Raw genomic sequence first — 19,992 nt, 5'->3', positions numbered from 1 at the left:
AAGCGGCCGGCAATCAGCCGGCCGCACTATCCAAAGCAGTGGCGCACCGTTTCAGAATGTCGAGATAACCTTCGACCTGCCAGGCGGACCGGCCGATAAACAGCCCGTCGATATTGGGTTTTGCGATCAACTCCGCACAGTTTTCGGGATTGACCGATCCACCATAAAGCACGGGAAGTCGCCGGCCCGATACGTGTTGCGCGACTTCGATGATCGCAGCATGCCGCTCATCGGCATAGTCCGGGCTGGCCGGAACGCCCTTCTCGCCGATCGCCCAGACAGGCTCATAGGCAAGCAATACAGGCACGTGACGATAATTATCTTCGATCTTTGACAAGGCGGCGGTCACTTCTTCAGCCAGAACCTGATCCGCCCTACCCGTTTCTTTGTCTTCCGCTGTTTCGCCGATGCAGATGAGCGGTATGAGGCCGTGACGGACAGCGGCGGCCACCTTCAGCGCCACCGTCTCATTGGTTTCGCCAAAATTGGCGCGACGCTCCGAATGGCCGAGTTCGACAATGTCGAGCCCGCAGTCCTTCAGCATGAGAGGAGAAATTTCACCCGTCCATGCACCCTCATCCGCCCAGTGCATATTTTGGGCGCCGACTTTTACATCGGTCTGCTCCAGTGCGGCTTTGACTTCTCGCACAGCGGTGAAAGGCGGAATGACGAAGCGCTGGATACCGGCAAACGGCTCAGCTGTGCTCAAGGTTTGGGCGAAGTGCTCTGCCTCGACAAGTGTCTTGTTCATTTTCCAGCTTGTGCCGACCCAGAACGTTGAGATCTCCATCGTCATGTTGTCTTTCGCCATACGGAAATCACCTCTTCGGCAACAGTGGATCAAGGCGCTTATTCTTTCAGAAAAGCCTATAAAAATCAATAAAGTAAGGAGAATTTTATCTGTCAAGTGGAACGGGTATTCGTCGCTATTTCGACCCGAAAAATCTCTTCTAACTAGAACCATCGGTTGACGAATAAAAAATCATTGTGGTAACGTTCCCAATAGGAGGAGCGAGCATGGCTGCCAAGCGCAGACCCACCATCATCGACGTTGCGCGGCAGGCAGGCGTGTCCAAGAGCACTGCCGCACGCGTTCTGTCGGGTGGCGCCAATGTATCCCCCAAGGTCATCGAAGCCGTAAAGCTCGCAGTCGGAGAACTCGGCTATCAGCGCAATAACCTCGCCGTCAGCATGCGCTCAGGCCGAAGCGGCCTCATTGGCATTGTCGTGCCGGATATCTCGAACCCATTCTGGGCCGAGGTCGTTCGTGGCGCGCAGGACGCTTCGATGAAGATCAAGAGTTCTTTGCTGATCTTCTCTTCGGACTGGAGCCTGGAACGGGAGCGCAGCCATCTACAGGCGCTAGTCCAGACAAGGGTCGACGGATTCCTCATCAATGCGATAGGAGACGACGCCGAGGCCTTGGACTTTGCCAATCTGGGGTGCCCCGCCGTATTGCTCGGCACAACGGCCGACCTCTATCCTGGCAGATCCAGCGTCGGTTCGGATATCGCGCATGGCGTGCATGCCGCACTCGATTATTTGGGCCAGCGGGGCCATGGTTTGCCCAAGTTGATAACAGGCCCGCAGCGCCGGCTCGCACGCGCGAAATTCGTTACGGCCGTCAATCGATATTTCATAGATCGTGACATCGATCCCACAGAGATCGAGATCGAAGATGGAGACTACACGGTCGAAGGCGGCAAAAGAGCGATGGGCCGCTTCCTCGCAAAGGCTCGCAAAGGCGAACATCTGACGATCTTTGCAGCTAACGACCTGATGGCGCTGGGGGCGATCTTGCAGGCCAGAGAAGCCGGCCTCGATTGCCCGAAGGATGTTTCAGTCATGGGGTTCGACGGCATCGTAGCTGGTGAGTTCTGTGTTCCACCGCTGACGACGGTGGCAAAGCCGGCCCGACCGATCGGCGAGGAAGCCATCACCGTGCTCGATGCTGTCATGTCCGACACACCGGATGTATTGAAGCGCCGACTGCCATGCCAACTGATCGAGCGCGGCAGCGTCAAAGATCTGTCCAAGCCCATCAAGCTTGCAAAAACCGGATAGCCGAGGAGCGACATGGCATCGTCTTTGAGCGATACAATTGGGAACGTTCCCAAAATCAATCGGAGTTCCTTCTCGGAGCGGGCCCAGAGGCTTTGGAGCCGATGGTGGCCCTTTTACGTCATGTTGCTGCCCGGAATTCTCTACTTTCTGGCCTACCATTACCTGCCGATCTGGGAGGCGCGGATCGCCTTCCAGGAACTGCGGATCGTGCCGCCCAACATCTGGGTTGGCTTCAAGCACTTTGTCACGCTCGCTTCGTCCCCTGTGTTTCTTCAAGTGCTGCAAAACACCATAATCATCAGCACGATGAAGCTGATCTTCATCTTTCCTGTGCCGATCATCGTCGCATTGCTGCTGAACGAAGTCCGGTCACCAGCCTATCGCAAGACAGTCCAATCGGTGATCTATCTTCCGCACTATCTCTCATGGGTGGTGATCGGCGGCCTCACGATCGCAACGCTGTCGCCCAATGACGGCGCAGTCAACGAACTGCTGGGATGGGTTGGCATCGGACCAATCCCATTCATGACGGATAGCGGATCGATCCGCTGGGTCGTTGTCTTCAGTGAAATGTGGCGAAGCGCGGGTTGGGATTCTCTGCTCTACTTCGCCGCGATCATCGGCATCAATCCGGAACTTTACGAGGCTGCCGAGATCGACGGGGCGGGCCGCTGGCAGAAAATCTGGTTCGTCACCATCCCCGGCATTGCGCCCACCATCGCGACACTCTTCATCCTGAATGTCGGGCTCTTCTTCAGCACCGGTCTGGACCAGATCCTCAACCTGTCCAACCCGGTCATCCGCAGCCAGATCGATATCGTCGACACCTACGTCTATCGCATTGGCCTTCAGACCGGCCAGTTCGAACTGGCGACGGCCGCCGGCCTTTTGAAGGGTCTGGTCGGAATGACACTGATCGTCACGGCGCACTTGGCGTCCAAAAAACTTACCGGAAAGGGGGTCTGGTAATGGGTTTCAACAGCCGTACCACCCCGTTCGAGCGGGTCGAATATGTCCTGATCCTCTCGGCTCTATTCCTGATGGTGGTCGTAACGATCCAGCCTATCCTGCACCTGGTCGCGGTGTCTTTTTCCGAGCCGGCGAACGTGCCGGGCATGAGCGGGCTGGAAATTGTACCCGACGGTTTCTCGCTTCAGGTCTGGTCGCTTCTAATTCAAAATCCGAACGTCCAGCGCGGCCTTCTGAACGCCCTCTACATCACCATTGTCGGAACGGCCATCAACATCGTAGCGACCACGCTGATGGCTTGGGCACTGGCGCAGACCCGACTGCCCGGCCGCAAATACATTCTGCTGTTCGTTCTCGTGACGATCGTCTTCGATCCAGGGATCGTGCCAGACTTCTTCGTGATGAAGAACCTCGGATTGCTCAACAGCTACTGGTCCGTCATCCTCTATCGCGCAGTCTTCGCCTGGTATCTGATCATCCTGATCCGCCTGTTCGAGGAAGTGCCGAGCGAACTCCTCGAGGCCGCCGAACTCGATGGAGCCAACCCCTTTCAAACGCTCTGGCATGTTGTCGTGCCGGTCGCGCGTTCATCGATCGCGATGATCGGCCTTTTCTACCTCGTTCTGCACTGGAACGAATTCTTCCGGGCCATGATCTACCTCAACGATCCGAATAAATGGCCCCTCCAGGTCGTGCTGCGTCAGTTCGTCGTCGAGGGCGACAAACTGTCCATGGTCGGCCTCTCCAACATGTCGAACTACACCGAAGCCAGCCAGATCAGCATCCGCGCGCTCAAAGCCGGGATGATCGCGCTGACGATAGCGCCTCTGGTTCTGATTTACCCGTTCGTCCTCAAATTCTTCACCAAGGGCACGATGTCCGGCGCGGTGAAAGGATGAGCCGAATATCCGTTCACGCATCAAACAATGGGAGGATTTCTTGATGCTGAAAACTCCGAAAATAACCGTTCTCGCAGCCCTGCTGCTCGGCACCACGCTGTCGGGAGCACAGGCCGCTTCCGGTGAGGTTCAGATGGTCCTGAAAGACTTCCTGAGCACCAACGAAAACCAGGCCACCTATGTCGAGAACATCGAAAAGGCGCTCGCCGAAAAAGGACATGACATCGATATAAAGGTCGTGGATCTGCCTTCCGGCAGCTACGCCGATGCGCTGGGCGTGATGCTGCTGTCCGGCGACATTCCGGATTTGATCTACTTCCAGGGTGGTGATGAGAAAATCGCGGCACAGGGTGTTCTTGAAGACTGGCGGCCCTGGATCGAAAAAACAGAGTATCTGAAGGATGCTCTCTATCCGCACAACAAGGCGCGGCTGGAAAATTATCCCTATCTTCTGTTTGTCTATCCCCTCCGGGGCTGGCAGCCGGTCATGCGCTCCGATTGGCTCGAAAAAGTCGGAACGGATGTTCCAAAGAGCCTCGAAGAGTTCAAGGCGCTACTGGAAGCGATCCGCGACGGCGACCTCGACGGGAACGGGCAGAAGGACACATACGGCTTCACAGCCGGCGGCAATCTTGGCGAACTCGACGGTTTTCTAAATCCGGCCTTCGGTATCGATGCGACCTGGCTCAAGGATGAGAACGGGAAATGGGTTCACGCCCAGATATCGGATCAGGAACGTGAAAAACTGATGTTCTATCACGAGCTCTTCGAGGAAGGGCTACTCGATCCGGAATATGTGACGATCAACTGGGAAGCCAAGGAAGACAAGTTCTACACCGGCCGCGCCGGGGTGGTCTCCGCATCGCGCGCCGGCAATGTGGTGGTCTACGAGACCAAAATGAACACCATCTATCCGGACACCGGCCTTACCTTGCTCGACCCGCCTTCCGGCCCGGGCGGCCAAGGGCTTCAGGCCGTGGACGTTTCAAGAGAGGGGCGCGGCTGGGCGATGTCCGCACTCTCGGAGAATAAGGAAGCAGTAGTAGCGTTGCTCGACTTCATGGCCAGTCCAGAGGGCCAGATGATGGAACGTCTCGGCCTGCCGGATATCCATCATAAGGGCAGCGGCGAAAACATAGAGGTGTTGCCGGCCCTCGGATCATGGGAGAGCCCCTTCATGGTCGCCGCCAACTGGGAATCGCCAGTCAAACTTCTTCCGGAAGCGGCCGAGAAATATCTGCAGAACATGCAGGAATATTTCATTCCCGATAATCAGTTCGCCTTCCCTGCCGACTTCGCTGCGGCGCTCGATGCGACGGACAACGATTACAATGCGTGGGCCTATCGTTTCGTTTCGGGTGAAGTGTCCTTCGACCGATGGGATGAATATGTGGAGGCTTGGAAAGCCGACGGCGGTTCGATCCTCCTCGAATATGCCGAGCAGCAACTGCAATGAGCGCTTCTCACGAAAACAACGCGGCCCTGAGGGGCCGCGTCCGCGCGCTTTTATACGGCATCGCCTACGGAGACGCCTTGGGTGGGCCGGTTGAAAAGCTTTCGGCGGCTGAAATCGCCGAAACCTACGGACGCGTGGAATCCGTGCACCACAGATGGCATCGCCTCGACGAGGATGCCGTCTTGCGCAACGGTCGCACACGCGGCAACGGGATCATCACCGACGACACTCTTATGACGCTGTGTCTCATGGAAATCTATTGCGACTTGAAGCGCCATATCGATGCATGGGATATGGCGGGACCGTTCGTTCGCAAGATTGCCTGGGAGCCACGATGGATACCGGAGCTTGAAAGGGAGACCCTCCTGATCGAGCGGCTCTTCTATCCAGAAAAATGGATTTTTCACAGGCTTCAGCTCGCGGCCTGCGACCCGCGGCAAGGCGGCATCGGCAACATGGTGAACTGCGGCGCCGCGATGTATGCCGCGCCGATTGGTGTGGTCAACGCGTGCGATCCGGCCGCCGCCTATCAGGAAGCGATCGGCTTCATGATGGGGCATCAGCAAAGCTACGGCCTGGAAGCCGCCGGCGTTTTCGCCGCATGCGTTGCTGAGGCTTTCAGACCCGGCGCGACTATCGGCGATATCGTCTCGACTGCCACAGAATTAGCGAAGGATGGAACCAGAAGGGCGATAGCCGAGGTCTGTGCTGTGGCCGAGCGCTACCGCGGCGAAGAATGGGATTATTTTGAGGTTGTAGACGCATTTCATAAAACGCTTCTGCCCTTCTCGCCGATGGGTGACGACGTGCGGCACGGGCCGGAAAAGTCCGGCGTCGCGACGGCGGCCTACCAGCCGTCCCGTCTCCTTTCGATCGAGGAACTGCCGATTGCACTGGGCTTCTGCCTGCTCAACGAAGGTGCATTTCAGAAAACAGTCCAGGATTGCATCAACTCCGGTCGCGATACCGACTCCATCGGCGTCATGTCCGGCGCCATCCTTGGCGCCCTGCATGGCGAAGACGTTCTCGACCATTCGGTGCTGACCCATGTCGACGCGACCAACAAGACAACCCTTTTAAGCGCTGCCGACGCGTTCGCAGAATGTGCGAGCGAGATCATCCACGCTGATTTGAAGCGCGACGAAGAGCGCCGAACACGGCTCGACCAGCTACTGACCGCCGAGCGGCAACCTGTCATGGACCATACGGAATGAAGGAAATCGTAATTGAAAATCTGGGCAAGACGTTCGGTACGGCCGTTGTGTTCAGCGATCTCAACTTGGAGATCGAAGAGGGAGAATTCGTTGTGCTCGTCGGCCCGTCCGGCTGCGGCAAATCGACCCTTCTTCGCATCATTGCCGGTCTCGAAGACGTTTCGGCCGGAAACCTGTATCTCAATGGCGAGCGGGTGAACAACAAGCCGGCCAAGCAGCGCGATATAGCCATGGTTTTTCAGAGCTACGCGCTCTATCCGCACATGAATGTCGCCGACAATATGAGCTTTGCACTGCGTCTTTCCGGCGTTTCAAAGGCAGAGCGCGCCGAGCGGGTTAAAGCAGCGGCGGAGATTCTCGGTCTATCGGAACTGCTCGACAGACTGCCGCGTGAACTTTCCGGCGGCCAGCGGCAGAGAGTCGCGATGGGGCGAGCCATCGTGCGCGACCCCAAAGCGTTTCTCTTCGATGAACCGCTCTCCAACCTCGACGCCAAACTCCGACATAAAATGCGCGGCGAAATTCGTAAGATCCATCAGCGTCTTGGCAGAACGACGGTTTACGTCACCCACGACCAGACAGAAGCCATGACCATGGCCGACCGGATTGTGGTGATGAACAATGGCAAGATCGAACAAGCGGGAACGCCGACCGAACTCTACGGCAACCCGGATAATCTTTTCGTCGCCGGATTTATCGGCACCCCAGAGATAAACCGCTTTGGCGGCACTGTGAGAAATGGGGTGGTTCACCTGGATTGCGATCTGGCGTTTCCAGCCGATCTTCAGGTGGATTCAGCCGATGATTGCAAGGTTGTCTGCGGCGTTCGCCCTCACCACATCCTGATCGTTGAGGATGGACTTGAAGCGGAGGTGCTTCTGGTCGAGCCAACGGGTGAAGGTCAGGAAATACAGGCTATGGCGGGCGGCCATGAAGTCACGATTGTGGCCGATGCGCAGATGGATGTGGAAGTCGGACAGACAGTCCATATGCGGATCGACGCCGCGAAGGCTTTCCTCTTCGATGCCGACACCGGTCGTCGGCTAAGGTGAGGTTTGGACCCTAGAAGGCTTGAAACGTCAGGAAACAATCAGTGCTTACAGTCTTCGGCTCCATTAATATCGATCAGGTCTTCAGCGTTCCTTCGATTCCGCTTCCCGGAGAAACCGTTGTCGGCCAGAAATTGATGGAAACTAACGGTGGGAAAGGCGCAAATCAGGCGGTCGCGGCGGCACGCGTGGCGAATGGCGCTTTCTCTGTCCGCTTTATCTGCGCAATGGGCGAGGACGATCATGCGTCTTTGGCCTTGTCCAACCTTAAAGAGAATGGCGTAGCAGCCACGAGTATTAGCCAAAAGGATGTGGCGACAGGTACCGCGCTTATCGCCATCGACAAGTCAGGTGAAAACGCAATCACTGTATTGTCCGGCGCGAATGACAGATTGACGGCCGAAGATTTCGCCCCGTCCTTTCACGATGAGACCAAAACGCTCCTCTGCCAGGGAGAAGTTCCAATCGGCGAGACCTTTGCAGCGCTCTCGAATTTCAAGATGCGCAAGCCGGACGGTCTGGCGATCCTGAACCTCGCGCCCGTGCCAGCGGCGCTTTCTCGCGCGGAGCTGCAAACGGCTTTGTCCGCCATCGATTTGCTTGTCGTCAACGAAAAGGAAAGCGAGGACGTTCAGTCCATCCTTGAGCAGGATCTGCCGTCTATCGCCGCCAGTTTTTCGCTAAGGATCGTCGTGACACAGGGGCCGAAAGGCGCGCTGATCTATGAAGCCGACCAGAACCTTCTGGCAATCGCAAGTCCACAGATAAAGCCATCCGACACGACCGGCGCGGGCGATACGTTTTGCGGTGTTCTCGCCGCGTTTCTAACGGAGGGGTTGTCACTTCGCGAAGCATCCGAACTGGCATGCAAGGCCGGTGCAATGGCTTGCCTGAGCATGGGCGCGCAATCCGGTATGCCGACGCGCGATGCGCTGCTGTCTCATTCTTTTCCGACCGCTACGACCGCTAAATGACACGATATTTCGGAACCGCTATCGTCATCACTATCATGGGCCTTGTTGCCTGTGCTGCTCTGGGCATGGCGCAACAGGGCGATATGAGCGGCGCGTTGCGCTTCGCGCTAATCGGCGGTGTGCTGATCGTTTTGGAAATATCGCTTTCCTTCGACAATGCGGTCGTTAACGCGAAAAAACTGAGCGCCATGACGCCTCAGTGGCAAAGGCGGTTTCTCACCTGGGGTATTCTGATCGCCGTCTTCGGCATGAGAATCGTTTTCCCAATCGCAGTCGTCATGATCGCGGCAGGGATCGGTCCATTCGAAGCGTCTCGGCTGGCTATCGTCGAGCCGGCGCGGTACGCGCAAATCATGCACGACTCGCATATATCGATTTCCGCTTTCGGCGGCACTTATCTGATGATGGTCGCGCTCAGTTTCTTTATCGACAGCGACAAATCGACAGACTGGATCAAATGGCCGGAGATCTGCCTGCGCTCATGCTCGAACTTTCGCGGGGCAGAAATCGCTGTCGTGTTGATCGTTGCGTTGACGTTCGCCCATTTCCAGGCGGCCGGCCACGAATTGGAGTTTCTCTATGCCGCACTGGCGGGATTGATCGCTTATCTGCTGGTCGAGGCCCTCAGTCACTTTCTCGACAGGGTAGAAAGCCGCGCAAGCGTGGCGGCGCGAAGCGGACTAGGCGCGTTTCTCTATCTGGAAGTGCTGGACGCGTCTTTCAGTTTCGATGGCGTCATCGGCGCATTCGCGCTGACAAACAATATCGCCGTGATCGCAATCGGACTAGGCGTAGGCGCTTTTTACGTCCGTTCATGCACGATCATGCTGGTCGAACGTAAAACCCTGTCCCAGCTTTGCTATCTGGAACACGGGGCATTCTATTCGGTGCTCGTGCTCGCAACGATCATGCTGCTTCAGTCGGTGATGAGCGTTCCCGAATATGTCACGGGGCTGCTTGGCGTCGGATTTATCGCCGTTGCCACGCTCAGCTCTTTGTTCGCGCTTAGAGAAACAGGCTGATCGCGAGTGGGGTGACGTACAATTTGTAACGACAACCCATAGCCACAAACGAGAACGGGCTGCGCGACATCTAATGCCACGCAGCCCGTTTGGCTTTTCTTTTATAGCCGTTAAACGGCGCCGACGTTAAATGAGCGGCAGGAGACTATCGACGGAGTTCTTGGCATCGCCATAGAACATGCGCGTGTTTTCCTTGTAGAAGAGCGGATTTTCAATACCGGAATAGCCGGTCCCCTGCCCGCGCTTGGAAACGATGACATGCTTGGCTTTCCAAACCTCCAGAACCGGCATGCCGGCGATGGGCGAATTGGGATCCTCCTGCGCCGCCGGATTGACGATATCGTTGGAGCCAATGACGATCACAACATCGGTATCGGAGAAGTCCTCGTTGATCTCGTCCATTTCCAGGACGATGTCGTAAGGCACCTTCGCCTCGGCCAGAAGCACGTTCATGTGCCCCGGTAGCCTACCTGCGACGGGGTGAATGGCGAAACGCACCTCCTTGCCTGCGCCGCGTAGCTTGCGCGTCAGTTCCGAGACCGCTTGCTGAGCCTGTGCGACAGCCATGCCATAGCCCGGCACGATAATGACGCTGTCCGCTTCGTTGAGGACGTTCGCTACGCCATCGGCATCGATAGCGACCTGCTCGCCCTCGACTTCCATGGCAGGACCGGTGGTGTTGCCGAAGCCTCCAAGGATGACGGAGACGAAGCTCCGGTTCATCGCCTTACACATGATGTAGGACAGGATCGCACCCGACGAACCGACCAGCGCGCCGACCACGATCAGCAGATCGTTGGATAGCGAAAAGCCGATGGCCGCCGCCGCCCAGCCCGAATAGCTGTTCAGCATGGATACCACGACGGGCATATCGGCGCCGCCGATGCCCATGATCAGATGATAGCCGATGAAGAAGGCGAGAGCCGCCATCACAAGCAGCGTCCAGCTGCCGGCGCCGGCCAGATACATGAAGAGCAGAACGACCGACAGGATCACCGCGCCGGCATTGAGAATATGGCCGCCCGGCAGTTTCTTGGCCTTGCTGTCGACTTTGCCGGCCAGCTTGCCGTAAGCGATAACCGAGCCGGTGAAAGTCACCGCACCGATGAAGACACCGAGAAAGACTTCGACCTTGAGAATATTGATCTCGGCCGGGGTCTTCTCCGCCACTTTCAGCGCGAAGCCTTTGAGCGCATCGAGCGCAGCCACGTCGCCCGCGGCTTGCAAGGCGGCGACCCGCACCATCTCGATCTCTGCGTTCAGACCGATGAAGACGGCGGCGAGGCCGACCAGCGAGTGCATCGCGGCCACGAGTTGCGGCATACCCGTCATCTGCACACGGTTGGCCACATACCAGCCAATGATACCGCCTGCGGCAATGAGAATAACCGAAATCAGCCAGTTTCCTGCGCCAGGACCGATCAGCGTGGCGAAGACCGCCAGCGCCATGCCGACAATGCCATACCATACCGCGCGTTTGGCGCTTTCCTGACCCGAAAGGCCGCCTAGCGAAAGAATGAACAGAACAGCCGCGACCACATAAGCGGCTATCGTGAACCCGTATTCCATGCTTCGCCCCTCCTTACGATTTCTGGAACATGGCGAGCATGCGCCGGGTGACCATGAAGCCACCGAAAATGTTGATACCCGCCATGAAGACGGAAAGAGCCGCCAGCACCACCACAAGAACTGAACCGGAGCCGATTTGCAGCAATGCGCCGAGAATGATGATCGACGAAATGGCGTTCGTGACCGCCATCAGAGGCGTATGCAGCGAATGGGCCACGCCCCAGATGACCTGAAACCCGACGAAGCAGGCCAGTACGAACACGATAAAGTGCTGCAGGAAGCTTGCCGGAGCGAACAGTCCCGCGATCAGCACAAGTGCGCCGCCGGCTGCCAGAAGCGTCACCTGCTGGCGGGTTTGCGCCTTGAAAAGGGCGACCTCCTCCGCACGCCGCTCCTCTGGCGTCAGTTCCCTCGGCTTTTCCCTCGGTTTTTGAGCGGCGATTGCCTTCACCTTTGGCGGAGGCGGCGGGAACGTGATCTCGCCCGCATGTGCCACGGTCGCACCGCGGATCACGTCGTCTTCCATATTATGGAAAATATTGCCGTCTTTTTCCGGCGTCAGATCCGTCATCATGTGGCGGATATTCGTCGCGTATAGCGTCGAGGACTGTGTCGCCATCCGGCTCGGAAAATCGGTATAGCCGACAATGGTCACACCATTATCGCTAACGATCTTTTGATCGGGCACGGTCAATTCGCAATTGCCGCCGCGCTCGGCCGCCAGATCGACGATCACCGAGCCGGGCTTCATCGCCTCGACCATATCCTTCGTCCACAACACCGGAGCGTCGCGGCCGGGGATCAGTGCCGTGGTGATGACGATGTCCATTTCCGGCGCCAGTTCGCGGAACTTCTCAAGCTGCTTTTCGCGGAATTCCGGGCTCGACGGGGCGGCGTAACCGCCGGTCGCCGCGCCGTCCTGCGCCTGCTCCTCGAAATCGAGATAGACGAACTCGGCGCCCATCGACTCGATCTGCTCGGCAACTTCGGGCCGAACATCGAATGCGTAGGTAATGGCGCCAAGAGATGTCGCCGTACCGATGGCCGCAAGGCCTGCGACACCTGCGCCAACGACCAGCACCTTGGCAGGCGGCACCTTGCCGGCAGCCGTGACCTGGCCGGTGAAGAAGCGGCCGAAATTATTGCCCGCCTCGATGACCGCGCGATAGCCGGCAATATTCGCCATGGAAGAAAGCGCATCCATCTTCTGCGCACGGCTGATGCGCGGCACCATATCCATCGCGATGACGTTTGCGCCCGTGCTCTTCGACGCTTCAAGCAGCGCCTCATTCGATCCGGGATAGAAGAACGAGATAAGCGTCTTTTCCGGCGTCAGCCGCGCGATCTCTTCATCAGAGGGCGGTCGCACCTTGGCGATGACATCGGCTTGGCTCCACAACGCATCGGCACTGTCGACAACTGTCACGCCCGCCGCGCGATAAGCGTCATCGGTCAGGCCGGCAGCCATGCCCGCTCCACTTTGAACGAGACATTCATGGCCGAGCTTCTGCAATTGGGTCGCTGAGTCAGGCGTCATCGCGACGCGGTTTTCGCCCGAGAATGTCTCGGTCGGGGTTCCGATCTTCACGGTCGTCTCCTCCGTATCAAGGGGTGATTTTCCCCGGTGTTGCTGTTTCTTGCTGTCATTTACGGGCCGAGCCTGGAGCGGTGCGCCCGACGGCGCTCAGTTCTCGTCCACCGGCTGTAAGAACGCGAAGTCGCAGCCCTCGTCAGCCTGCAGCACCTCGGCAGCATAGAGCCGATCATAGCCACGGCGCCGTTCGGGCGGGACTAGTTCCGATACCCAATCAGCCCGTCGCCGGTCAAGCTCGTCCTCGTCGACAAGAAGTTCGATCCGCTTGTCTTTTACCGAAAGGCGAATGCGGTCTCCGGTGCGCACCAGCGCCAAAGTCCCGCCAATCGACGCCTCTGGCGCCACATGCAGGACGATGGTGCCAAAAGCAGTACCGGACATGCGGGCATCCGAGATACGGATCATGTCTTTCACGCCCTTGGAAGACAATTTCCGTGGAATCGGCAGATAGCCCGCTTCAGGCATTCCAGAAGCAGATCGCGGTCCCGCATTCTGAAGGACCATGATATCGTCCGCGGCGATGTCGAGGTCGGGATCGTCAACCCGGGCAGCCATGTCTTCCAGTGATGAGAACACCACGGCGCGTCCCTCGGTCTCGAACAGCGAAGCGTCCGCAGCCGACCGTTTGAGGATTGCTCCGCGCTCGGCTAGATTGCCGAACAGCGCGACCAGTCCGCCTTGCGGTTCGAGCGGCTTGTCGGCAGAGGCGATCACCCTGCGATCGACGTAGCCGGGATCCTCCTCAAGCCTGTCCCCCAGCGTCTCGCCCGTGACAGAGATCGTGTCGAGATGCAGAAGCGGCTTGAGTTCACGAAGGACCGCCCCAACGCCACCGGCGAAGAAGAAATCCTCCATGTAGTTCTGGCCAACCGGCTTAAGGTTCACCAGCACCGGTGTTTCATCCGAAAGTTCGTTCAGCCGCTTCAGTGAGACGGGGATGCCCAACCGTCCGGCCACTGCCGTCAGATGGATGATTGCATTGGTCGATCCGCCCAGCGCAAGTAGAACGCGGATTGCGTTCTCGACAGATTTCGCCGTGATGACCTGGCTCGGACGGATCGGATTGGCGATCATACGCGCCGCAGCAAGGCCGGACGCTTCCGCCGCACGCAGTCGGTCGGCATGGACCGCCGGAATCGCAGCGGTGCCAGGCAAGGACATGCCCAGCGTTTCGGCAATGCACGCCATGGTAGAGGCCGTTCCCATGACCGCACACGTTCCGGAGGTGGTGGCAAGACGGCCCTCGACATCACCGATCTCGTCGCCGGAAATCTCGCCGGCGCGGTATTTGCCCCAAAAGCGTCGGCAATCGGTACAGGCGCCGAGACGCTCTTCGCCATATCGGGAGGTCATCATCGGACCTGCCACCAATTGCACGGCAGGCAGATCAGCCGATGCGGCTCCCATAAGTTGCGCGGGCACAGTCTTGTCGCATCCGCCCATCAGGACCACAGCATCCATCGGCTGAGCGCGGATCATCTCCTCGGTGTCCATCGCCATCAGGTTGCGGAACTTCAGCGAGGTCGGAGACAGAAAGACCTCGCCCAGCGAAATCGTCGGAAACTCGATTGGCAAACCGCCACCGAGTAAGACGCCGCGCTTCACATGTTCGACCATCTCAGGGAAATGGCGGTGGCAATTGTTGAAACCCGAGAAGGAATTGGCGATGCCGACAATCGGCTTTTTCAACACCTCTGACGAATATCCCATCGATGAGGCGAAAGATCGCCGCAAATAGATCGAGAAATCCCGGTCACCGTAATTGGTCAGGCCCCGCGCCAGTCCCTGAGCATCGTCCTTGCTCATCGTCATTCCTTCGCCGACAGTTTGATGCGCACATATTTGGGATCGAGATAGTCGTGGATGCCCAAGGAACCGCCCTCGCGACCCATGCCGCTCTCCTTGACGCCGCCAAATGGCGCTTCAGCCGTGGCGAGAAGCATCTCGTTGACCCCGACCATACCGACCTCGAGATCCTCATAGGCGCGTGTCGCGAGTGACATGGACTCGGTAAAGACATATCCGGCCAGACCGAATGGCAAGGCGTTTGCGCGTGCGATCACTTCGTCATAGTCGGAAAAGGCGGTGATCGGCGCAATCGGTCCGAAAGGTTCCTCCACCATGACCATCGCATCGTCAGGCACCCGTCCAAGCACGGTCGGCTGAAAGAAGAAACCGGCGTTCAGATCGGTAGGGCGAGCCCCGCCTGCGAGCACCTCGGCACCGCGATCGACGGCGTCCTTGACCATGGTTTCGATGGTATCCAGACCGCGGCGATTGGCCATCGGACCCATCTGCGTTTCGGCATCCATGCCGTTGCCGAGCTTCAGCGACTTGGCCACCTCGGCAAAACGGTTGGCGAAAGCGTCATATTTGCTTTCGTGGACATAGAAGCGGGTCGGCGAAATGCAGACCTGTCCGCAATTGCGAAACTTGGTTCGGGCACAGGTTTCGGCGGCCGCCTCGGCATCGACATCGCCGAACACCAGCACCGGACCGTGACCGCCGAGTTCCATCGACACTTTCTTGACCCCGTCCGCGGCAAGATGAAGAATTTCCTTGCCGACGGGGACAGAGCCGGTGACGGAAACCTTCCGCACGATCGGCGAATGGATGAGCCGCTCGGCGATCATCGACGACTGACCGGTCAGATAGTTCACCGCGCCTTCGGGAATACCGGCGTCGTGGCAAGCCTCGACCAGCGCTGCGCATGAGGCGGGGGCCTCTCCTGCCGGTTTGATGATAATGGCGCAGCCAGCGCCGAGGGCGGCGGCGATCTTGCGCGCCGGTAACAGTGCCGGGAAGTTCCAAGCCGAAAAGGCGGCCACGACGCCGACCGGCTGATAGATCACCTGCAACCGGCTCTCCGGCGAGCGGCCTTCGATGATCTGGCCGTAAATGCGCTTGGTTTCCTCAGCATACCATTCAAACTGGTCGGCTGCCGCTGCCGTCTCACCCTTGGACTCGGCGAACGGCTTTCCTGTCTCCAGGCTCATGAGCGTGGCAATCGTGTCGACGCGCTCACGGATCAGTTCGGCCACCCGGCGCAGCTTTGCGCCCCGCTCCCATGTGCCGGTGCGCCGCCATTGGGCAAAGCCCGCTTCGGCTGCGGCCAGCGCGTCATCGACATCTTTCTCCGTCGCTGCCGCGATGGTACCCAGCGTCTCTTCCGTCGCCGGATCGGTAACATTCCGCGTTGCGCCGTCCGAAGCGGCCCGCCAAGTGCCGGCGATGTAAAGATTAAGATCGTGATACATGGATTTTCTCTCAGACGTTCTGATGCAGCCAATCGCGCTGCACGTCATCGACCCAATTGCCGACATTCCAGCTGCCATACGCGCCCATTCCGGCGAAGTCGTCATGGCTGCCATAAACAGGGATGTGAACCAGGCTCAGCCCCTTATGGGCATGAGCCTCGGCCAGCGCCGCGCGCAATTCTTCCGTCGAATATCCGCCGTGCAGCGCCTGCACACCACTGACGGCGCCCGCCAGCGCGACATAGTCGACCGCGACACCGTCATTCGTTCGGAACTCGCGACCATATTGTGCGAGTTGAAGACCGGTGATGGCCGCCATCCTGCGATTGTCGAACAAAGCGATCATACCGCACACGCCGTGCTCGACCGCGTCTATCAGGACTTGCGGGTTCATCATGAAGGAGCCGTCGCCGGTAAAGGCAATACCATAACGCGGATCGCGCGCCCCGGCCGCACCAAGCAAGGCCGACGTGGCAAAGCCCATATAAGAGGCCCCGGTCTCCGTGAAGGTCTGTCCCGGCGCGTCGTCCTCGACCACCTGAAAACCGTTGGCCTGCACGTCGCCGGCGTCGAAAAATTTCACCGCGCCGATGCTGTCGGCGAAGGTCGCGACGGTATGAATGGCGGCTGGCTGGGTCAGCACCGGACGCTGCCAGACCCGATCCTTGACCGGTGGATGGGCAAAACGCTCGGCCTTGAACGCTTGCCATTCTTTTTTCTTGTCCGCGCAGGCAGCAACAAACGCCTCGCTATCGCAAGGAACTGTCAAGGGTAGCAATTTGTCGATCACGGCGGTGATGTCGCCGGTCAGCATCTGCGTGTTGGCGTAATGCGCCGCGTCGTCCAGATCGCCGTTGATGTTGATGACGGCTTGCGCGGCAGGCCAGCCGGTGCCGGAACAGTCGGCCTGGCAGACCGCACGCGACCCGATGAAAATCGCTAGTTCGGCCTCTTCCATTGCGAAGTTCCCGCTGATTGAACCCTTTGATCCACCCACATGCATATTCAACGGATCGGCGTCGGCGAGCACGCCGGTGGACCCCGGCGAAAGCACGACCGGCGCGCCGAGATGCTGAGCCAGCCGGCGTACCGCGTCTGCGTGACCGCGGCACCCGCCGCCAGCCTTGATAACCACCTTCTTATGCGACGACAGCAATTCGGCGGCCTGCCGATAAGGCGTTTCTTCGGCAGGCGCCGTCGGGGGCGCCTGTAGCCGGTCCGGCAGCGTCGAAAGATTGACCTCGGTCATCTCCGGCTGCGTATTGATCGGCAGCAGAATGAAGAACGGACCGGCGCGGTAGGGGTGGTGTACGCAAGCCGTGCCACGCCGCATGCATTCGCGTAGCGCGCCCGGAGTGTGCAGCACATAGGACTGGCCCATCAGCGCGGTCATCCGGCCGAAGATGCCCTGCTCCGTCTTGGGCACCTGCTGCATGTTGTAGCCTTCGCCGCGCGTCGTCTCGTCGCCGTAGATATGATAGACGCCCACGCCGTTCGAAGCGGCGGCGAGCGAACCCGCCATCGCCTGCAACCCGCCCGGCCCGATCGATGTGACGACCGCTGGCGTCTCACCATAGACCCAGGCATGAGCGGTGGCCGCATGCGCCATCTCGACCTCATTGCGACAATTGATGACTTTCACGACATCTTCATCGCAATAGACCCGCAGCACTTCGCCGAGGTCGGTCGAGCCATGACCGAAAATCGCAAACCATGTGCGAACGCCCTGTTTCAGAAGCCCCAGCACCAGACCTTCGGACAATGTCAGCGATTGAATCTGCCCCTCTGTCTCCAAAGCGGCCACTCCACCCTTCGCCACGCTCCGCGCACGATTGCGGATCGCGGTTTCAGGGTCCGAATGCGAAGATGTTCGTTGATCAAGCATTGCTTTTTTCTGCCAGTTTTGCGTTTCGCCGAAGCCGTATACCGCTGAGCGATTGCAGCACGACAATCAGGGCAGCGAAGCCGAAGAAGGCCAGCGCCACGGGTGAAGTGTAGAAAATGTCCCAGTCTCCATCCGACAGCGCCATGGCGGTGCGGAATTCGTTTTCCAGCGTCGGACCCAGAACCATGCCGAGGATGACCGGCGTTATCGGAATGCCCAGACGGATCAGCCCCCAGGCCATCACGCCAATCACAGCCATGGTGTAAATGTCGAAGACCGAGTTGCGCACCGAGTAGGAACCGACCACGCAGAGAACCAGAATGACCAGTGCGAGCAGGTGTTGCGGAACCCTCAATACGTAAACGAACAGGCGGATACCCAGCAATTGCAAGGCCAGAACGAACAGATAAGCCAGCACGACTTCGATATAGATCCCGTAGACCTCGACAGCGGAGTTCATGAACATCGCCGGGCCGGGAATGATGCCGTGCACCATTAGCCCTGCAAGAACGATGGCCGTGGCGGGATCGCCTGGAATACCAAGCGAAAGCAGTGGGATCAGCGTGCCGCCGGTCACGGCGTTATTGGCGGTTTCCGGCGCGATAACGCCCTCGATGGAACCATTGCCGAACCGATCGGGATTGCCCGAAAAACGCCGCGCATGGTCATAGGCGAGAAATGCCGCGATAGCCCCGCCTGTCCCGGGAATGGCACCGATTGCAGTACCAATCGCCGAGCAGCGCGCGATCAACCATGAGTTTGCTTTCAATATCCCGAAGGAGGGTAGCTCAGCCTTGAGCGATCCGGTGAGGTTCAGCGTCTTGTCGCCACGGGCGTAGCGGGCGAATGCATCGATAATGAACGGTACTGCGAACAGGCCGATCATCGCCACCAGAAGATTGACGCCCTGGAGCATGTTGACCGAGCCGAATGTCATTCGGTTGACGCCATCGATCTGGTCGATACCGATTGTCATGACCATCAGACCCAGCGCACCGGCGATCAGACCCTTGATCATGCTTTTACCGGAGAGACCACAAATGGTGGACATGCCGAACAGGACGAGAGCGAAAATCTCGGCGGGACCGAATTTGATTGCGATCTGGCTGACGATATTGACGGAGACCATCATCACCACCAGCGAGAAAAGTCCGCCCATGGTGGAAACGATTACCGCCGTGCCGAGGGCGATTGAAGCCCGACCCTGACGGGTCAGCGGATAGCCATCCAGAACAGTCGCGGCTGATGACGGCGTGCCGGGTATACCGAGCAAAATCGCTGAGACGGAGCCACCGGTCATGCCGCCAATATAGGTGCCGAGAAGAAGACCGGTCGCAGCGACGGCATCCATACCGAAGGTGATCGGCAGCGCCAGCGCGAGCGCCACAGTGAAGGTAAGGCCGGGGATCGCTCCGAATATAAGCCCGATCAGCGTACCGAGACCGACCGCGCCTATGGCCGATACGCTGAACGATAGCTGCAGGGCTTGGTAAAAACTGTCCATGATCTAGCCCAGTGAAATCCATCTGCCGACGGCGAGTGGAATGTCCATGATTTTGCCGAAGACAAGCCAGCAGCCGAAAGTGACGCCAAGCGGCATCAGAATGATGAGCGGTAGCGAACGGCTGCGCACAACCACGACAACGCCGAGAAAAACCGTAAGGGCTGTCGCAAGAACAAAACCGATACGAGGCATGGCGAAGCCGTATATGACCAGCAAAAGGAAGGTCAGAACCATCATCGGAAACTCTTTGCCATGGGACGAGGTGTCCTTTGGCTCAGTCGCCGAAACCGTGTTCGGTGAACGCTTGGCGGCCAGCGCGTTTGCGACGGCATAGCCTGCAGCCAGCACGCCGAGGATCGCCCCTAGAAGTAGAGGGAAGGCGCGCGGTCCGACATCTGCGCCACCCGCTCCGGGAGGGATCGTGTTCCAAACGTAGGCACACCACGCGACGGCAATAAGTGTCAGGATCGCGCCTGTCGCGACGGCGCTGCGATGTTCAGTCATTCATGATCTCCCTGGGCCGGCAATTCGCGGCG

16 protein-coding genes are annotated in these 19,992 nt (G+C 58.7%); 8 read left to right on the top strand and 8 right to left on the bottom strand.

Translation table 11 applies throughout. The annotated features are described in order from the left end of the window. Positions 1 to 13: 13 nt before the first annotated feature. Positions 14 to 784 (bottom strand): triose-phosphate isomerase, encoded by a 771-nt coding sequence (locus NIM86_RS13680; protein ID WP_253382973.1) that lies wholly within the window; start codon positions 782 to 784, stop codon positions 14 to 16. A gap of 233 nt (positions 785 to 1,017) precedes the next feature. Between NIM86_RS13680 and NIM86_RS13675 the strand changes: the two genes are divergently transcribed. From NIM86_RS13675 to NIM86_RS13640, 8 genes are all read left to right on the top strand, one after another. Beyond that, positions 1,018 to 2,064 (top strand): LacI family DNA-binding transcriptional regulator, encoded by a 1,047-nt coding sequence (locus NIM86_RS13675; RefSeq protein ID WP_253382929.1) that lies wholly within the window; start codon positions 1,018 to 1,020, stop codon positions 2,062 to 2,064. 120 nt (positions 2,065 to 2,184) lie between these two features. Next, complete coding sequence (locus NIM86_RS13670; protein ID WP_253382928.1) at positions 2,185 to 3,033, top strand: sugar ABC transporter permease; 849 nt, start codon at positions 2,185 to 2,187, stop codon at positions 3,031 to 3,033. Then, entirely contained in the window at positions 3,033 to 3,932 is a 900-nt protein-coding gene (locus NIM86_RS13665) for a carbohydrate ABC transporter permease (protein WP_253382927.1), read from the top strand. The genes NIM86_RS13670 and NIM86_RS13665 overlap by 1 nt, the downstream gene beginning before the upstream one ends. A 43-nt stretch (positions 3,933 to 3,975) precedes the next feature. Then, positions 3,976 to 5,388 (top strand): extracellular solute-binding protein, encoded by a 1,413-nt coding sequence (locus NIM86_RS13660; RefSeq protein ID WP_253382926.1) that lies wholly within the window; start codon positions 3,976 to 3,978, stop codon positions 5,386 to 5,388. Next, positions 5,385 to 6,602, top strand: a complete 1,218-nt coding sequence (locus NIM86_RS13655; RefSeq protein WP_253382925.1) for an ADP-ribosylglycohydrolase family protein — start codon at positions 5,385 to 5,387, stop codon at positions 6,600 to 6,602. The genes NIM86_RS13660 and NIM86_RS13655 overlap by 4 nt, the downstream gene beginning before the upstream one ends. Beyond that, positions 6,599 to 7,654 (top strand): ABC transporter ATP-binding protein, encoded by a 1,056-nt coding sequence (locus NIM86_RS13650; protein WP_253382924.1) that lies wholly within the window; start codon positions 6,599 to 6,601, stop codon positions 7,652 to 7,654. The genes NIM86_RS13655 and NIM86_RS13650 overlap by 4 nt, the downstream gene beginning before the upstream one ends. Before the next feature lie 41 nt (positions 7,655 to 7,695). Then, positions 7,696 to 8,625, top strand: a complete 930-nt coding sequence (locus NIM86_RS13645) for a PfkB family carbohydrate kinase (protein WP_253382923.1) — start codon at positions 7,696 to 7,698, stop codon at positions 8,623 to 8,625. Further along, positions 8,622 to 9,647, top strand: a complete 1,026-nt coding sequence (locus tag NIM86_RS13640) for a DUF475 domain-containing protein (protein WP_253382921.1) — start codon at positions 8,622 to 8,624, stop codon at positions 9,645 to 9,647. Before NIM86_RS13645 ends, NIM86_RS13640 begins: the two co-directional genes overlap by 4 nt. A gap of 126 nt (positions 9,648 to 9,773) precedes the next feature. Here the strand turns inward: NIM86_RS13640 and NIM86_RS13635 are convergent, their stop codons facing one another. The 7 genes from NIM86_RS13635 to NIM86_RS13605 form a co-directional block, all read right to left on the bottom strand. Next, a complete protein-coding gene (locus NIM86_RS13635; protein WP_253382920.1) occupies positions 9,774 to 11,216 on the bottom strand; it encodes an NAD(P)(+) transhydrogenase (Re/Si-specific) subunit beta in 1,443 nt (480 codons plus the stop codon). A gap of 13 nt (positions 11,217 to 11,229) precedes the next feature. Further along, complete coding sequence (locus NIM86_RS13630; RefSeq protein ID WP_253382919.1) at positions 11,230 to 12,804, bottom strand: Re/Si-specific NAD(P)(+) transhydrogenase subunit alpha; 1,575 nt, start codon at positions 12,802 to 12,804, stop codon at positions 11,230 to 11,232. A 96-nt stretch (positions 12,805 to 12,900) separates the two neighbouring features. Then, positions 12,901 to 14,616 carry a dihydroxy-acid dehydratase gene (locus NIM86_RS13625; RefSeq protein ID WP_253382918.1) on the bottom strand — a complete coding sequence of 572 codons (1,716 nt, stop codon included), beginning with the start codon at positions 14,614 to 14,616 and terminating at the stop codon, positions 12,901 to 12,903. A 2-nt stretch (positions 14,617 to 14,618) separates the two neighbouring features. Further along, positions 14,619 to 16,067 carry an NAD-dependent succinate-semialdehyde dehydrogenase gene (locus tag NIM86_RS13620; RefSeq protein WP_253382917.1) on the bottom strand — a complete coding sequence of 483 codons (1,449 nt, stop codon included), beginning with the start codon at positions 16,065 to 16,067 and terminating at the stop codon, positions 14,619 to 14,621. Between the two features lie 10 nt (positions 16,068 to 16,077). Beyond that, positions 16,078 to 17,952, bottom strand: a complete 1,875-nt coding sequence (locus NIM86_RS13615; protein ID WP_253382916.1) for a thiamine pyrophosphate-binding protein — start codon at positions 17,950 to 17,952, stop codon at positions 16,078 to 16,080. After that, positions 17,945 to 19,456 carry a tripartite tricarboxylate transporter permease gene (locus tag NIM86_RS13610; protein ID WP_253382915.1) on the bottom strand — a complete coding sequence of 504 codons (1,512 nt, stop codon included), beginning with the start codon at positions 19,454 to 19,456 and terminating at the stop codon, positions 17,945 to 17,947. Before NIM86_RS13610 ends, NIM86_RS13615 begins: the two co-directional genes overlap by 8 nt. 3 nt (positions 19,457 to 19,459) lie before the next feature. Beyond that, positions 19,460 to 19,960: a tripartite tricarboxylate transporter TctB family protein gene (locus NIM86_RS13605; protein ID WP_253382914.1), complete on the bottom strand. Its 501-nt coding sequence runs from the start codon at positions 19,958 to 19,960 to the stop codon at positions 19,460 to 19,462. Positions 19,961 to 19,992 lie beyond the last annotated feature (32 nt).

It is taken from the genome of Notoacmeibacter sp. MSK16QG-6, assembly GCF_024158145.1.
In the GTDB taxonomy this organism is placed as follows: Bacteria; Pseudomonadota; Alphaproteobacteria; order Rhizobiales; family Rhizobiaceae; genus Notoacmeibacter.
The sequence above is the reverse complement of the archived record's forward strand: the minus strand, read 5'-3'. Positions and strand labels throughout refer to the sequence as shown.

Coding starts and splice junctions, on each gene's coding strand:
- NIM86_RS13665 (WP_253382927.1), top strand. CDS start 3,033: ATGGGTTTCAACAGCCGTACCACCCCGTTCGAGCGGGTCGAATATGTC.
- NIM86_RS13605 (WP_253382914.1), bottom strand. CDS start 19,960: ATGACTGAACATCGCAGCGCCGTCGCGACAGGCGCGATCCTGACACTT.
- NIM86_RS13615 (WP_253382916.1), bottom strand. CDS start 17,952: ATGCTTGATCAACGAACATCTTCGCATTCGGACCCTGAAACCGCGATC.
- NIM86_RS13675 (WP_253382929.1), top strand. CDS start 1,018: ATGGCTGCCAAGCGCAGACCCACCATCATCGACGTTGCGCGGCAGGCA.
- NIM86_RS13625 (WP_253382918.1), bottom strand. CDS start 14,616: ATGAGCAAGGACGATGCTCAGGGACTGGCGCGGGGCCTGACCAATTAC.
- NIM86_RS13650 (WP_253382924.1), top strand. CDS start 6,599: ATGAAGGAAATCGTAATTGAAAATCTGGGCAAGACGTTCGGTACGGCC.
- NIM86_RS13660 (WP_253382926.1), top strand. CDS start 3,976: ATGCTGAAAACTCCGAAAATAACCGTTCTCGCAGCCCTGCTGCTCGGC.
- NIM86_RS13670 (WP_253382928.1), top strand. CDS start 2,185: ATGTTGCTGCCCGGAATTCTCTACTTTCTGGCCTACCATTACCTGCCG.
- NIM86_RS13610 (WP_253382915.1), bottom strand. CDS start 19,456: ATGGACAGTTTTTACCAAGCCCTGCAGCTATCGTTCAGCGTATCGGCC.
- NIM86_RS13635 (WP_253382920.1), bottom strand. CDS start 11,216: ATGGAATACGGGTTCACGATAGCCGCTTATGTGGTCGCGGCTGTTCTG.
- NIM86_RS13640 (WP_253382921.1), top strand. CDS start 8,622: ATGACACGATATTTCGGAACCGCTATCGTCATCACTATCATGGGCCTT.
- NIM86_RS13655 (WP_253382925.1), top strand. CDS start 5,385: ATGAGCGCTTCTCACGAAAACAACGCGGCCCTGAGGGGCCGCGTCCGC.
- NIM86_RS13620 (WP_253382917.1), bottom strand. CDS start 16,067: ATGTATCACGATCTTAATCTTTACATCGCCGGCACTTGGCGGGCCGCT.